The sequence below is a fragment of the Streptomyces mayteni genome, assembly GCF_054783955.1.
In genome coordinates this window covers 1-14,938 of record NZ_BAAGPR010000147.1, presented here as the reverse complement: position 1 = coordinate 14,938, position 14,938 = coordinate 1, and the positions used below count along the sequence as shown (strand labels likewise).

Here is a 14,938-nt window from a genome sequence, read left to right as displayed (position 1 = left end):
CCGGCGAACCGGCCTCGCGCGCGCGGCCCGCGCCCCGCCGGCGCCCCGCCGCCGGGGCCGCGTCGGCGGATGTCGGTGGCGACGCGCCGGCCGGCGGTCGTGTCGGGTTGCCGCGGGCGGGCAACAGGCAGAGGGCCAGGGCGCCGGGGGCCAGGGCCGGGTCGGTGGGGGTGTCCTCTGACCAGGGGAGGACCGCGGCCACCGTGAGCGGGCCCTCGGCGGCCGGACCGAGCGCCATGGCCAGCTCCGCGGCCAGCTCGGGCCTGGCAGGGTCGCCCGGGTCGGCGGTCAGCACCGCGCGCAGCAGCGCGCCCACCCGCGCGCCCGCGCGCGTCTCGGCCGCGAGCAGGGCGCCGATCGGCGCGGCGGCCGCTATCGCGGCGGTCAGCCGCGGGTCGTCGAGCGGCAGGCCGCCCTCGTCGAGCAGCCAGATGTAGCCCTGCACCACGCCCCCGTGCCGCACCGGGAGGCAGATCCGGCCGGTGAGCACCCCGGCCGCCGGGTCGGGCGGGATCCGCACCGGGCCGGCGGCCCGGGTGATGCCGAAGCTCTCGAACCACCGCCGCACCGCCGTCGTGGAGCGGCGGCGCAGGATGGAGCGCGTCCTGATCGGGTCCATCACCCCGTCGTCGTCGCTGTCGTGGACGCCGTAGGCGATCAGCCCGAAGTCGCGGCTCTCCAGGGTCGCCGGGGTCCCGAGCAGCGCGGAGACCTCGTCGACCAGGTCCTGATACTCCGTCCGCATCCCTCGGCCGTCACCTTTCCTGTCGCGTTTCAGGTCCCGCCGTGTCGTGTCCCGTCGCGGCCGGCAGGGTCCTCCGCGACCATTTTCGTACAGCGGTCATACACATGTCTGAGATCCCGGACATGACCGCCGGACAGCTGTCGATGGCGGGTGTTCCGGACGTTCCCTACCTTCACGGGTAACCCGCATCGTCCGGTTCGTCTTCGCCGACTCTTTACGTGGAGGTGCCCGTGCTGGGACCTGTCCTTCTCGCGGCGGCACGCAGCGACACCGTCCGGCGGATCGTCTCGGCGGCGCCCGTCACCCGTCCGGTCGTGGACCGTTTCATCCCCGGTGAGCGGCGGGAGGAGGCGCTCGTTGCCGCGTCGGAACTGCTCGCCGAGGGGCTCGACGTGACGTTCGACCATCTGGGCGAGGATGTCACGGACCAGGCGAGCGCGCTGCGCAGCCGGGACGCGTACCTGCGGCTCGCCGAGGCGCTGGCCGCCCAGGACCTTGGCGCCAGGGCCGAGATGTCGGTCAAGCTGTCCGCCTTCGGGCAGGCGCTGCCCGGCGGCGACGACCTCGCGCTGCGCCACGTGCTGCCGGTGGTCGAGGCGGCGGCCGCGGCCGGCACCACGGTCACCCTGGACATGGAGGACCACACCACCACCGACTCGACGCTGGCGATCCTGGCCCGGCTGCGCGAGCGGTTCCCCGACACCGGCGCGGTGGTGCAGTCGTACCTGTTCCGCACCGAGAAGGACTGCCAGACGCTGGCCGCCTCGGGGGCCAGGGTGCGGCTGGTGAAGGGCGCCTACCGGGAGCCGGCCTCGGTGGCGTACCAGCGGCGGTCCGAGGTGGATCGCGCCTATGTGCGCTGCCTGCGGATCCTGCTGGCCGGCGACGGCTACCCGATGGTGGCCACCCACGATCCCCGGCTGATCGCCGTCGCGGAGTCGCTCGCCGCCCGGCTCGGCCGCCGGCCGGGCTCCTACGAGTTCCAGATGCTGTACGGCATCCGCCCCCTCGAACAGCGCCGGCTCGCCGCCGAGGGCCATCGGATGCGGGTCTACCTGCCCTACGGCACCGACTGGTACGGCTACTTCATGCGCCGGCTGGCCGAGCGCCCCGCCAACCTCGCCTTCTTCGCCCGCTCCCTCGCCGGGCGCCGCTGACCCACCCCCGGTCCGATGCCCCGGTCCGATCCCCTGGTCCGCCCCCCACACACACCGACCCCCAACAGTGAAGGAGTCCCGGTCATGGACGCTGTGACCCAGGTTCCCGTGCCGGTGAACGAGCCGGTGCACAGCTACGCGCCGGGATCCGCCGAGCGCGCCCGCCTCGAACGCAAGCTCAAGGAACTGGCCGACAACCCGATCGAGCTGCCCATGACCATCGGCGGCCGGCGGCGGATGGGCGGCGGCGAGCGCTTCGACGTGGTGCAGCCGCACAACCACCGGGCCAGGCTCGGCACGGCCGCGCACGCCACCCGGCAGGACGCCCAGGACGCCGTCGACGCCGCGCTGGCCGCCGCGCCCGGCTGGCGCGCGCTGTCCTTCGACGACCGGGCCGCCGTCTTCCTCAAGGCCGCCGAGCTGTTGGCCGGGCCGTGGCGGGAGACCATCGCGGCCTCCACCATGCTCGGCCAGTCCAAGACGATCCAGCAGGCGGAGATCGACGCGCCCTGCGAGCTGATCGACTTCTGGCGGTTCAACGTGCACTTCGCCCGCGAGATCCTGGCCGAGCAGCCGCCCGTGCAGCCGAGGGGCGTGTGGAACCGGATGGACTTCCGGCCGCTCGAGGGCTTCGTCTACGCGATCACGCCGTTCAACTTCACGGCGATCGCCGGCAACCTGCCCACCGCGCCGGCCCTGATGGGCAACGTGGTGGTGTGGAAGCCGTCGCCGACCCAGACCCACGCGGCGGTGCTGCTGATGCGGCTCCTGGAGGAGGCCGGGCTGCCGGACGGCGTGATCAACCTGCTGACCGGCGACGGCCGCGAGGTGTCCGAGGTGACGCTGCCCCACCCCGACCTGGCCGGCATCCACTTCACCGGCTCCACCACCACGTTCCGCTACCTGTGGCAGCAGGTCGGCGCGCACATCGAGCGGTACCGCAACTACCCGCGGATCGTGGGGGAGACCGGCGGCAAGGACTTCATCGTCGCGCACCCGAGCGCCGACGCCGCCGTGGTGCGGACGGCGATCACCAGGGGCGCCTTCGAGTACCAGGGGCAGAAGTGCTCCGCGGCCTCCCGCGCCTACGTGCCGCGTTCGCTGTGGGAAGGCGGGCTGCGGGACGCACTGGTCGCCGAGACCGAGGGGCTGGCGATGGGCGACCCGACCGACCTCGCCAACTTCATGGCCGCGGTCATCGACGAGCGCTCCTTCGCCAAGAGCAAGGCGGCCATCGACCGGGCCAGGACCGATCCGACGTGCGAGATCATCGCGGGCGGCACCTACGACGACTCGGTCGGCTACTTCGTCAGGCCCACCGTGCTGACCTGCACCGATCCGGACAACGAGGTGTTCTCCACCGAGTACTTCGGCCCGATCATCGCCGTCCACGTGTACGAGGACGACACCTTCGACACGATGCTCGACCAGATGGAGTCGGTGGCGGCCTACGCGCTGACCGGCGCGGTGCTGGCCGGTGACCGGGCGGTGGCGGCCCGGGCGAGCGAGCGGCTGCGGTACGCGGCCGGCAACTTCTACCTCAACGACAAGCCCACCGGCTCCGTCGTCGGGCAGCAGCCCTTCGGCGGGGCGCGCGCCTCGGGCACCAACGACAAGGCCGGCTCCAAGTTCAACCTGCTCCGCTGGACCTCGCCGCGGGTGATCAAGGAGACCCAGGTGCCGCCGACCGAGTACCGCTATCCGCACATGGGCTGAGTCGCGTCGGGGGCGGCGGGGCGTGACCACGGGTGATTCCCGTCTCACATAGTAGGACGGTCGAGTATTTAGCGAGACATCACTGTGGATCACCGCTACTTTTGTGGAGGCTCTTCAGCTGCAACAAAGCTCGGGCAGCGTCGCCCGACCACCCTGCCCCCCTCGCCTGGAGCTGATCCACCATGGACGCCACGCTGCCCATGACCGTCACCCGTCCGCGTTCCACCGGCGACTCCGCGCTGGTCAGGGCCCGTGCCGCGGCGCGGGCCGCGCGCGAGGCCAGCCGCCGGCAGGCGGCCGCCGCGCTCCAGCGCGCCCTGGACCGGCGGGACAACGGCGCCGTGTTCGACGGCACCGAGGAGCCGGACGCGCTCTGAACCGGCCGCGCCCGCCGGTCTCGTCCGGATGGTGGACGCGCTGGTGTCAGGCCGTGGGACGGCGTTAGGGTCCCCCCATGGCTCGCAGCATCGATCTCGCGGTGATTCCCGGTGACGGCATCGGTCCCGAAGTGGTGGACCAGGGGCTCAAGGTCCTGTCCGCCGTCCTGCCGGGCGACGTCAAGCTCGAGACCACCCGGTACGACCTCGGCGCCAAGCGCTGGCACGCCACCGGCGAGACCCTGCCGGACGCCGAGCTCGAGCGGCTGAAGGGGCACGACGCGATCCTGCTCGGCGCGGTGGGCGACCCCACGGTGCCCTCCGGGGTGCTGGAGCGCGGGCTGCTGCTCAAGCTGCGCTTCGTGTTCGACCACTACGTGAACCTGCGCCCCAGCAAGCTGTTCCCCAACACCCCGACCCCGCTGGCCGGCCGCCCCGACATCGACTTCGTCGTCGTCCGCGAGGGCACCGAGGGCCTGTACGTCGGCAACGGCGGCTCCGTGCGCACCGGCACCCCCGCCGAGATCGCCAACGAGGTCAGCGTCAACACCGCGTACGGCGTGGAGCGGGTCGTCCGCGACGCGTTCGAACGGGCCGCCGCCCGCCCCCGCAAGAAGCTGACCCTGGTCCACAAGAACAACGTGCTGGTGCACGCCGGTCACCTCTGGCAGCGCACCGTCGACCGGGTCGCCCAGGAGTACCCGCAGGTCAGCACCGACTACCTGCACGTCGACGCCGCCACCATCTTCATGGTCACCCAGCCCGAGCGGTTCGACGTGATCGTCACCGACAACCTGTTCGGCGACATCCTCACCGACCTCGCCGCGGCCGTCACCGGCGGCATCGGCCTCGCCGCCTCCGGGAACATCAACCCGACCGGCGCCTTCCCCTCGATGTTCGAGCCGGTCCACGGCTCCGCGCCCGACATCGCCGGCACCGGCAAGGCCGACCCCACGGCCACCGTGCTCTCCGTCGCCCTGCTGCTGCGCCACCTCGGGTACGAGGCGGAGGCCGTCCGCGTCGAGGACGTCGTCACCGCCGACCTGGCCGAGCGCGACGCCGCCACCCCGCGCTCCACCGACGCGATCGGCGACGCGCTGGCGGCCCGAGTAGCCGGCTGACGACTGCGGTCGGCACCTGCCGGTGACCCGGCGGGGCGCGACCCTGCCGGGAGCGGCCACCTCGCGGCCGCCCGCGGGGCGCGGCTGGGCAACTCGCCCGCCGGATGCCACCATCACCTCTGGGCCGCCCCTCGTGCGCGTGCGGTCGGTCCCCGCGTCATAATCGACCCCACACCGGTCATCTCACACGCGGGGCCGTCGCGCATCCGGATGCTCGGACGTCCTAGTACCGACCAGGCGCGGGCTCGCGGTCCGCCCACTCGACGTGAAGCCCACCCGACGTAAAGGACGCGCCCACATGACGACCCCGATCACCTTCGACCTCAAGCCCTCCACCCAGCCGCTCCCCGAGGCCGAACGCGCCGTCGCCCTCGCCGAGCCCGGGTTCGGCCGGTACTTCACCGACCACATGGTCACCATCCGCTGGACCGAGGGCCGCGGCTGGCACGACGCCACCCTCCAGCCCTACGCCCCGATCCCGCTCGACCCGGCGACCATGGCGCTGCACTACGGGCAGGAGATCTTCGAGGGGCTCAAGGCGTACCGGCGGCCCGACGGCTCGATCGTCACCTTCCGCCCCGACGCCAACGCCCGCCGCTTCCAGCGCTCGGCCGCGCGCCTCGGCATGCCCGAGCTTCCGGTCGAGGCGTTCGTCGAGGCCATCGACGTGCTCGTCGCGCAGGACGCCGCCTGGGTGCCGAGCGGCGCCGGGCAGACGCTCTACCTGCGGCCCTTCATGTTCGCCACCGAGGTCGGGCTCGGCATCAACCGGCCGGCCAACGAGTACCTGTTCATGGTCATCGCCTCGCCCGCCGGCGACTACTTCGCCGGCGGCGTGCGCCCCGTCTCCGTCTGGCTGTCCACCGACTACGTGCGCGCCGCGCCAGGCGGCACCGGCGAGGCCAAGTGCGCCGGCAACTACGCGGCCGCCTTCCTCGCCCAGGCCGAGGCCGTCAGGCACGGCTGCGACCAGGTGGTCTGGCTGGACGCGGTGGAGCGCCGCTGGGTGGAGGAGATGGGCTCGTCCAACCTCTACTTCGTGCGGGGCACCGGCGCCGACGCCCGGATCCTCACCCCGAAGCTCACCGGCACCCTGCTGCCCGGCATCACCCGCGACTCGCTGCTCCGGATCGCCGACGACCTCGGCTACCCGACCGAGGAGTTCCGGATCACCGTGGACGACTGGCGGCGGGAGTGCGAGAGCGGCGCCATCAGCGAGGTCTTCGCCTGCGGCACCGCCTCCGTGATCACCCCGGTCGGCTCGGTGAAGTCGGCGGACGGCGCCTGGACCATCGGCGACGGCCGGGCCGGCGAGATCACCCTGCGGCTGCGCGAGACCCTGGTCGACATCCAGACCGGGCGGGCCGAGGACCGGCACGGCTGGCTGCACCAGGTGGCCTGAGCCGGACGCCCACGGGCCCGGCCGCGGCGGCCGGGCCCGGACGTCCGGATCCTGAGACGGCGGGTGGCACGGGAGCGCGCCTGTGCCACACTCGCCCCGTGCTCTCGTTCGCCATGATTATTGGTGACCAGCGCGCCGGTCCACAGTGAGCCAGCCACCGCCCACCCAGGCGTCGGCGGCCACCGTGCCTCAGACCCGCGCGCAGACCTCTCGCATCCGCGAGGGGTCTTTTCGTTTTCCGGCACACTGGACCGGAGAGGGAGCACACGGGCCGTGAGGGCAGTGGAGCCAAGCCCCGCAGCCGCCTCCATTCGACAGGAGTCCCGCACCACCATGACCAGCAAGGACGAGCCCGCCACCCAGCCCCAGGGCGACGGCTTCCACGTGTTCGACACCACCCTGCGTGACGGCGCCCAGCGCGAGGGCATCACCCTCACCGTCGCCGACAAGCTGACCATCGCCCGCCACCTGGACGACTTCGGGGTCGGCTTCATCGAGGGCGGCTGGCCGGGGGCCAACCCCAGGGACACCGAGTTCTTCCAGCGGGCCCGCGCCGAGATCCCGTTCCGGCACGCGCGGCTCGTCGCCTTCGGCGCCACCCGCAAGGCCGGCGTCGCCGTGGCCGACGACCCCCAGGTGCGGGCCCTCATCGACTCCGAGGCGCCCGTCGTCACCGTCGTCGCCAAGGCCCACGACCGCCACGTCGAGCTGGCCCTGCGCACCACGCTCGCCGAGAACCTGGCCATGATCGGGGACACCGTGGCCCACCTCCGCGCCCACGGCCGCCGCGTCTTCGTGGACTGCGAGCACTTCTTCGACGGCTACGCCGCCAACCCCGACTACGCCCTCGACGTGGTGCGCACCGCCCACGGGGCGGGCGCCGACGTGGTGGTGCTCTGCGACACCAACGGCGGCATGCTGCCCGCCCGGGTGCAGGCCGTGGTGCGCACCGTGGCCGCCGACACCGGCGCCAGGCTCGGCATCCACGCCCAGGACGACACGGGCTGCGCCGTCGCCAACACCCTGGCCGCGGTCGACGGCGGCGCCACCCACGTGCAGTGCACCGCCAACGGCTACGGCGAGCGGGTCGGCAACGCGAACCTGTTCCCGGTGGTCGCCGCCCTGGAGCTCAAGTACGACCGGCGGGTGCTGCCGGCCGGCTCGCTGCGCGAGATGACCCGGATCTCGCACGCCATCGCCGAGGTCGTCAACCTCACCCCCGCCACCCACCAGCCCTACGTCGGGGTCTCCGCCTTCGCCCACAAGGGCGGGCTGCACGCCTCCGCGATCAAGGTGGACCCCGACCTCTACCAGCACATCGACCCCGAGCTGGTGGGCAACTCGATGCGGATGCTGGTCTCCGACATGGCCGGCCGGGCCTCCGTCGAGCTCAAGGGCCGGGAGCTCGGCTACGACCTGGCGGGGGACCGGGAGCTGGTCGGCCGGATCGTCGACCGGGTCAAGGAGCAGGAGCTCAAGGGCTTCAGCTACGAGGCGGCCGACGCCTCGTTCGAGCTGCTGCTCCGCGCGGAGGCCGAGGGCGGCCCCCAGCGCTTCTTCCGGCTGGAGTCCTGGCGCACCATCACCGACCAGCGCTCCGACACGGGCTGCGAGAACGAGGCCACCGTCAAGCTGTGGGCCAAGGGGGAGCGGATCGTCGCCACCGGCGAGGGCAACGGCCCGGTGCACGCGCTCGACCAGGCGCTGCGCGCCGGCCTCGAACGCACCTTCCCCGAGCTGGCCAGGCTCCAGCTGGTGGACTACAAGGTCCGCATCCTGGAGGGCCGGCAGGGCACCCAGTCCACCACCCGGGTGCTGATCACCACCGGCGACGGCACCACCGAGTGGGCCACGGTGGGCGTCGCGGACAACGTGATCGCCGCCTCCTGGCAGGCGCTCGACGACGCCTACACCTACGGGCTGCTGCGCGCCGGGGTGCGCCCGGAGGAGTGACCCGGGCCACGGGGCGCTGTGGGGATCCCACAGCGCCCCGCCGCCCCGGACTGTGCCTTTCCGCGCTCTATGTGCAGCGCGGCCATCAAACGGCGGCGGAGACTGTTCGGATCTGACGAGGGCGGGTCGGCCGGGGTTTTCGTAGGGTCGATACATGACCGATCAAGCCGAGGCCGTAGCGCCCGAAGCGCCGCAGACGGGGACCGCCACCGACGCCCACGGGCGGGTCGCGGAGCTGCGGGCCATCCGCGAGGAGGCCGTGCGCGGTCCCTCGGAGAAGGCGACCGAGGCCCAGCACGCCAAGGGCAAGCTGACCGCCAGGGAGCGGATCGATCTGCTGCTCGACCCCGGTTCGTTCCGCGAGGTCGGCATGTTGCGGCGGCACCGGGCCTCGGGCTTCGGCCTGGAGGCCAAGCGCCCTTACACGGACGGCGTGGTCACCGGCTACGGCACGGTCCACGGCCGCCAGGTCTTCGTCTACGCGCACGACTTCCGGATCTTCGGCGGGGCGCTCGGCGAGGCCCACGCCGCCAAGATCCACAAGATCATGGACATGGCCATGGCGGCCGGGGCGCCGCTGGTGTCGCTGAACGACGGCGCCGGCGCCCGGATCCAGGAGGGCGTCGTGGCCCTCGCCGGCTACGGCGGCATCTTCCAGCGCAACACCAGGGCCTCCGGCGTGATCCCGCAGATCTCGGTGATGCTCGGCCCGTGCGCCGGCGGCGCCGCCTACTCGCCGGCGCTGACTGACTTCGTCTTCATGGTGCGGGAGACGGCCCAGATGTTCATCACCGGGCCCGACGTGGTCAAGACGGTGACCGGCGCCGACGTCACCCACAACGGCCTGGGCGGCGCCGACGTGCACGCGGAGACCTCGGGGGTGGCGCACTTCGCCTACGACGACGAGGAGTCGTGCCTGGAGGAGGTCCGCTTCCTGCTCTCCCTGCTGCCGAGCAACAACCGGGAGAACCCGCCGGCGAGCCCCACCGAGGACCCGGCGGACCGGAGCTGCGACGCGCTGGTCGACCTGGTCCCGGTCGACGGCAACCGCCCCTACGACATGCGGGCGGTCATCGAGGAGCTGGTGGACGACGGCGAGTTCCTCGAGGTCCACGAGCGCTGGGCGACCAACATCATCTGCGCGCTCGCCAGGTTCGACGGCCAGGCGGTGGGCATCGTCGCCAACCAGCCGCAGTCGCTGGCCGGCGTGCTCGACATCTCCGCCTCGGAGAAGGCCGCGCGCTTCGTCCAGATGTGCGACGCGTTCAACATCCCGATCGTCACCCTGCTCGACGTGCCCGGCTTCCTGCCCGGCGTCGACCAGGAGCACGGCGGGATCATCAGGCACGGCGCCAAGCTGCTCTACGCGTACTGCAACGCCACGGTCCCCAGGATCTCGCTGGTGCTGCGCAAGGCGTACGGTGGCGCCTACATCGTGATGGACTCGCAGACCATCGGCGCGGACGTCACACTGGCCTGGCCCACCAACGAGATCGCGGTGATGGGCGCGGAGGGCGCGGCCAACGTGATCTTCCGCCGGCAGATCGCCGCCGCCGAGGACCCGGAGGCCATGCGAGGGCGCATGGTCAAGGAGTACAAGGCCGAGCTGATGCACCCCTACTACGCGGCCGAGCGCGGCCTGGTCGACGACGTCATCGACCCCGCCGAGACCCGCCAGGTGCTGATCCAGTCGCTGGCGATGCTCCGCAGCAAGCACGCCGACCTGCCGGCCCGCAAGCACGGCAACCCACCGCAGTGACGCGGCCACGTCCCCGAGTCGAGCCTGACGATCCACAAGGAGTGCGCGAGATGAACAGCGACCCCCATCTGGTCCGGGTGGAGAAGGGCGAGGCCAGCCCCGAGGAGCTGGCCGCCGTCACCGCCCTGCTGGTGGCCCGTGCCGCCCGGCAGGACGCCGCGCCGGCCGGCGCCGACCGCAGCACCGCGGGCTGGCGCCGCCTGGAGCGCAGCGCCGGCTACCGCGCGCCGCACAGCTGGCAGGGGTAGCGCGCCGCCCCGCGCGCGCCCCGACACAACGAACAGCCCCCGGCCGAGCCGGGGGCTGTTCGTCGTGTGAGCCGAGGATCAGGCGGCGTTCTCCCGCTCGACGAGGACGGTGCGCCGCGGATTCGCGGTGGCCGCGGGGAGCTCCGGCAGGCGCGCCTCGGGGCGCTCGCCGAGGGCGAGCTCTCCGGCGTCGGAGAGGTGTGCAAGCGTGGTGCGCCGCGGGTTGGCGGTGGAGCGGATCGTCAGGGTGCTCTTCACGGTGCTCTGCCTTGACTCTCTTGTCGTTTCCGAACGTTCTGTAAAGCGAGGCTAGGCTCGCTATACCCGCCGGAAGCGGGTAATCAGCCACATGCTCGGTGTGAGTTTGCTCACGGCGGTTTGGCGAAAACACGTCAAACCGGGACAGCCGGCGGGCGGGGCAAAAGGGATAAACGAGTCCATAGGTTTACTCCTTCCACACGATAGCTACCCGTTGTGTGCTTGTTCGATGGTGATGTGGTGCACAAAAGTCCGATTTCTCCATACTGGCTGTGTACATGCCGTGACGGCCGGCCCCCGCAGTGTCATAGATGTCACGGGAGCGTTCCCAGCCCTTGTTGGAGATCGGCCACTGTGCTGGAATCACACGGACCGTCGCGGGTCAGCCACCGAAGTGAGGGGCGCACGCCAGCGCCACTCGCCGCGCTGACCGTCAGACGCGGCGGTTGCCCACAACCGTCAAGGGGCTCGGGTGCCCCCGGCTCGACACCGTCACGTCGTCTTCGCGGCGTGCCGCTCAAGGTCCAGAGGTTGCGACGCCAGTGCAGGGACGTTTCAAGAGGGAAGGCAGTGCTGCGGGGGATGCGGAGCCTGGTGGTGTGACGGACCGCGGCTCCTCCGCCGGGCCCGCCCCAGGGGGCGGTGACCCGGCACAGCCCGCCGCGGGGGGTGAACTGCCCACCCGCGAGCCGGCCACCGCCGGCGCCGACAAGAAGCCGGCGCCCGCCAGGCCCAGCCGCTCGGGATCGCGGCTCGCGCTGCGCAACTGGCGCATCAGCACCCGTCTGGTGTCGCTGATCGCGCTCCCCGTGGTCGCCGCCACCCTTCTCGGCGGCTTCCGGATCCAGAACTCGATGGAGGACATCGAGAAGCTGGACGACCTGGAGCTCCTCACCGACATGACGCAGGTGGCGACCGAGTTCGCCAAGGCCCTGCAGGAGGAGCGCGACCGCTCGGCCGGCCCGCTGGTCAGCGGCCGCGACCGGAACAGCGACGAGGTCGTGGCGGCCCGCGAGGCCACCAACCAGGCCCAACGCGCCTTCAGCGACGCCCGGTTGCGGCTGCCCGACACCGACGAGGCGATGCGCGGCGTCGTCTCCACGGTGATCAACATCGGCCGCCAGGTCAACGAGATCGGCAACATCCGCCGGCAGGCGTACGAGGACCCGGACAACGCCGGCCAGACGATCGGCGCCTACAACAACCTGATCGACTCGCTGCTCAACCTCTCGCTCGACATGGCCCAGGCCACCAGCAACGGCGAGATGATCCGCTCCACCCGAGCCCTGGCCGCCTTCTCGGCCGCCAAGGAGCACGCCTCCATCCAGCGCGCCGTGATCACCGCCGGCCTCGCCCGCGACGAGATCCCCGGCCAGAGCGCCGACCTCTCCGACGTCGACTGGCGCCTCGGCCGCAACAGCAGCCTCAGCGAGTCGGCGCAGCTGGAGAGCTTCGCGCAGATCTACGGCCGGAGCCGGGCCACCGACCGGCTGGCCCCGCTCGAGGGCGGCATCGCCAACGTCACCCAGGCGGACCAGTACGCGCAGCGCGTCTTCTCCGCCCCCGAGGGCATCAGGAACTCGCCGGACCGCAGCTACCGCAACTGGTACGAGCAGGACCGGACCAAGATCGAGGCGATGAACGTCATCGAGTCCGAGCTCCTGGCCGAGATGCAGGCGCAGGCCAACGCGCTGCGGGACGACGCCCAGCAAGAGGCCGTCATCAACGGCGCCGTCGTCATCCTGGTGCTCGGTATCTCGCTCGTCGGCGCCTTCGTGGTGGCCCGCTCCATGGTGCGCTCGCTGCGCCGCCTCCAGGAGACCGCGACCGAGGTGGCCCGCAAGCGGCTGCCCGAGGTCGTCAAGCAGATGTCCGAGGCCGAGCCCGAGGACGTCGACACCACCGTGGAGTCGGTCGGTGTCCACACCAGGGACGAGATCGGCCGGGTGGCCGAGGCGTTCGACGACGTCCACCGCGAGGCGGTCCGCCTCGCCGGTGAGCAGGCGCTGCTGCGAGGCAACGTCAACGCGATGTTCACCAACCTCTCGCGCCGCAGCCAGGGCCTGATCCAGCGTCAGCTCTCGCTGATCTCGGAACTGGAGTCCCGCGAGGCCGACCCCGACCAGCTCTCCTCGCTGTTCAAGCTCGACCACCTCGCCACCCGCATGCGCCGTAACGGCGAGAACCTGCTGGTCCTCGCCGGCGAGGAGCCGGGCCGCCGGTGGACCCGCCCGGTGCCGCTGGTCGACGTGTTGCGCGCCGCGGCCTCCGAGGTGGAGCAGTACGAGCGCATCGAACTCAGCGCCGTCCCCAAGACGGAGGTCGCAGGCCGGGTCGTCAACGACCTCGTCCACCTGCTGGCCGAGCTGCTGGAGAACGCCACCTCGTTCTCCTCGCCGCAGACCAAGGTCAAGGTCACGGGTCACGCGCTGCCCGACGGCCGGGTGCTGGTCGAGATCCACGACACCGGCATCGGCCTGTCCCCTGAGGACCTGGCCGAGATCAACGACCGGCTGGCCAACCCGCCGACCGTCGACGTCTCGGTCTCCCGACGGATGGGCCTGTTCGTGGTCGGCCGCCTGTCCCTGCGACACGGCATCCGGATCCAGCTGCGCCCCTCCGACTCCGGCGGCACCACCGCCCTGGTCATGCTCCCCGCCGACGTGGCCCAGGGCGGCGCCCGACCGCGGCCGGCGGCCCCGCCGGCCGGTCCCGCCACCGCGACCCTGCACCGCGAGACCCCGCCGCAGCGCCGCCCGGCCGGCGACGCCGGGCCGGCGCTCGGCAGCGGTCGCGAGGGCCAACTGCCAGGCTGGCAGCGGAGTCTGGAGCGCAACGACTCCACCCGACAGGTGCCGCGCCGCCCCAACCGGCCCGAGCTGCCCTCCCGTCCGGTGGGTTCAGGACCCGGTGGCCAGCCGCCCAGGACACCGGGCGAGCCGCCGACCCCGCCCGCCGCGCCGCCCTCCATACCCGAGTCCGCCCCCGGCGGCGGCCGGCCGAGCTGGGCCAGCATGGAGGACAGCGGCCGAATACCGGTGGCGCGGACCGACTCCGAGCAGCCGCGCGGCCACGACGACCGGGACTCCGGTGGCACCGGCGAGTTCCCCAGGCCCGGCTACGGCGGCCCGCCGAGCCGGTCCTCCATGGCCGACGCCTTCGCCCGCCGTGAGCCGCGGCAGCCGGCCGCGCCGCCGGCGCGGCCCGACGACACCGGCGAGTTCGGCTTCCCGACCCCCAGGACCTCCCCCGACCCGATCGGCGGCTACCAGGCCGCCAACGACACCGGTGAGTTCGCCACCCGCGAGTTCCCCGGTGTCCGGCCGGAGGGCCCCGTCCGCCCCGAGGAGCCCGCCCAGGCGCCGCCGGAGCCGCGGCGCGACTCCTGGGCCGACCGCGACCAGGACTGGTCGCGCTCCGAGCCCCGGTACGAGCCGGAGCCCAGGTACGAGCCGGAGCCCAGGTACGAGCCGGAACCCCGGTCGTACCAGCGTGAGGAACCGCAACCCACCGCCTTCCAGCGCCCCGAGCCGACCAGGGCGCCCGACGAACTGCGCGACCCGCTGCCCCACCAGCAGCCCCAGAACGCTCCGGAACGCACCCCGATCTTCGAGGAGATGGAGTCGACCTGGTTCGGCCTGCGCCGTGCCTCGACGCCGACCCCGTCCCCCTCGAGGGAGCCCGCTGGCTCCCGGCAGTCACCGCAGAGCTCGGCCCCGCCAGTCCAGCAACGTCCCGCCGCCCCGGCGCGTCCCGCCGCTCGGCAGGAACCGCGCCAGACCACCGGCGAGATCGGTGCCCCGTGGCGCCCGTCGCCCAACGACGAGCGCTTCCGGCAGGCCGAGCAGCTCCGCCAGCCCTCGGCCGGCGGGGTCACCACCGCGGGACTGCCCCGACGGGTGCCGCGCGCCAACCTCATGGCGGGCGCGGCACAGCCGTCACAGCAACAGGCGGCCCCGGCGGGCCCGTCGATCTCCCGGCGTCCCGACGACGTCCGCGGCCGGCTGACCAATCTGCGCCGGGGAATACAACAGGGGCGCCAGGCCGGTACCACGGCCGGCCGGACAGACCGGGGCTTCGGCCCCATGTACCAGTAGGAGCGTGGGTGTGAGCCCGATGAGCCAGGCGGCGCAGAACCTGAACTGGTTGATCACCAGTTTTGTGGACAACACCCCTGGGGTGTCGCACACGGTGGTGGTTTC

Annotated in this window: 10 protein-coding genes and 2 pseudogenes; 10 read left to right on the top strand and 2 right to left on the bottom strand. The window is 72.5% G+C overall.

Annotated features, from left to right (window positions below):
• A pseudogene (locus ACYVPE_RS36190) lies at positions 1-745 on the bottom strand (PucR family transcriptional regulator); the annotation flags it as partial.
• 230 nt (positions 746-975) lie between these two features.
• Here ACYVPE_RS36190 and ACYVPE_RS36185 point away from each other — a divergent pair.
• The 8 genes from ACYVPE_RS36185 to ACYVPE_RS36150 all read left to right on the top strand — a co-directional run bounded on the left by ACYVPE_RS36185 (position 976) and on the right by ACYVPE_RS36150 (position 10,478).
• Positions 976-1,902: a proline dehydrogenase family protein gene (locus tag ACYVPE_RS36185; protein ID WP_461038065.1), complete on the top strand. Its 927-nt coding sequence runs from the start codon at positions 976-978 to the stop codon at positions 1,900-1,902.
• 84 nt (positions 1,903-1,986) lie between these two features.
• Positions 1,987-3,618, top strand: a complete 1,632-nt coding sequence (gene pruA, locus ACYVPE_RS36180; protein WP_461038064.1) for an L-glutamate gamma-semialdehyde dehydrogenase — start codon at positions 1,987-1,989, stop codon at positions 3,616-3,618.
• A gap of 182 nt (positions 3,619-3,800) precedes the next feature.
• The gene (locus ACYVPE_RS36175; protein ID WP_461038066.1) at positions 3,801-3,995 is read left to right on the top strand and encodes a hypothetical protein; all 195 of its coding nucleotides are present in this window, start codon (positions 3,801-3,803) and stop codon (positions 3,993-3,995) included.
• Positions 3,996-4,072: 77 nt separating this feature from the next.
• Entirely contained in the window at positions 4,073-5,116 is a 1,044-nt protein-coding gene (locus ACYVPE_RS36170; protein WP_461038063.1) for a 3-isopropylmalate dehydrogenase, read from the top strand.
• A gap of 298 nt (positions 5,117-5,414) precedes the next feature.
• Positions 5,415-6,518: a branched-chain amino acid aminotransferase gene (locus tag ACYVPE_RS36165; protein WP_461038062.1), complete on the top strand. Its 1,104-nt coding sequence runs from the start codon at positions 5,415-5,417 to the stop codon at positions 6,516-6,518.
• A gap of 333 nt (positions 6,519-6,851) precedes the next feature.
• Complete coding sequence (gene cimA, locus ACYVPE_RS36160) at positions 6,852-8,471, top strand: citramalate synthase (protein ID WP_461038061.1); 1,620 nt, start codon at positions 6,852-6,854, stop codon at positions 8,469-8,471.
• A gap of 154 nt (positions 8,472-8,625) precedes the next feature.
• The gene (locus ACYVPE_RS36155) at positions 8,626-10,230 is read left to right on the top strand and encodes an acyl-CoA carboxylase subunit beta (RefSeq protein WP_461038060.1); all 1,605 of its coding nucleotides are present in this window, start codon (positions 8,626-8,628) and stop codon (positions 10,228-10,230) included.
• A 50-nt stretch (positions 10,231-10,280) separates the two neighbouring features.
• A complete protein-coding gene (locus ACYVPE_RS36150) occupies positions 10,281-10,478 on the top strand; it encodes an acyl-CoA carboxylase subunit epsilon (protein WP_461038059.1) in 198 nt (65 codons plus the stop codon).
• A 78-nt stretch (positions 10,479-10,556) separates the two neighbouring features.
• Here ACYVPE_RS36150 and ACYVPE_RS36145 read toward each other — a convergent pair whose 3' ends face one another.
• Positions 10,557-10,736 carry a hypothetical protein gene (locus ACYVPE_RS36145; protein ID WP_461038058.1) on the bottom strand — a complete coding sequence of 60 codons (180 nt, stop codon included), beginning with the start codon at positions 10,734-10,736 and terminating at the stop codon, positions 10,557-10,559.
• A gap of 542 nt (positions 10,737-11,278) precedes the next feature.
• Here ACYVPE_RS36145 and ACYVPE_RS36140 point away from each other — a divergent pair.
• Positions 11,279-14,833 carry a sensor histidine kinase gene (locus ACYVPE_RS36140; RefSeq protein ID WP_461038057.1) on the top strand — a complete coding sequence of 1,185 codons (3,555 nt, stop codon included), beginning with the start codon at positions 11,279-11,281 and terminating at the stop codon, positions 14,831-14,833.
• Positions 14,834-14,843: 10 nt separating this feature from the next.
• Positions 14,844-14,938 (top strand): annotated as a pseudogene (locus ACYVPE_RS36135) (roadblock/LC7 domain-containing protein); the annotation flags it as partial.

Coding starts and splice junctions, on each gene's coding strand:
- pruA (WP_461038064.1), top strand. CDS start 1,987: ATGGACGCTGTGACCCAGGTTCCCGTGCCGGTGAACGAGCCGGTGCAC.
- ACYVPE_RS36175 (WP_461038066.1), top strand. CDS start 3,801: ATGGACGCCACGCTGCCCATGACCGTCACCCGTCCGCGTTCCACCGGC.
- ACYVPE_RS36170 (WP_461038063.1), top strand. CDS start 4,073: ATGGCTCGCAGCATCGATCTCGCGGTGATTCCCGGTGACGGCATCGGT.
- ACYVPE_RS36165 (WP_461038062.1), top strand. CDS start 5,415: ATGACGACCCCGATCACCTTCGACCTCAAGCCCTCCACCCAGCCGCTC.
- cimA (WP_461038061.1), top strand. CDS start 6,852: ATGACCAGCAAGGACGAGCCCGCCACCCAGCCCCAGGGCGACGGCTTC.
- ACYVPE_RS36155 (WP_461038060.1), top strand. CDS start 8,626: ATGACCGATCAAGCCGAGGCCGTAGCGCCCGAAGCGCCGCAGACGGGG.
- ACYVPE_RS36150 (WP_461038059.1), top strand. CDS start 10,281: ATGAACAGCGACCCCCATCTGGTCCGGGTGGAGAAGGGCGAGGCCAGC.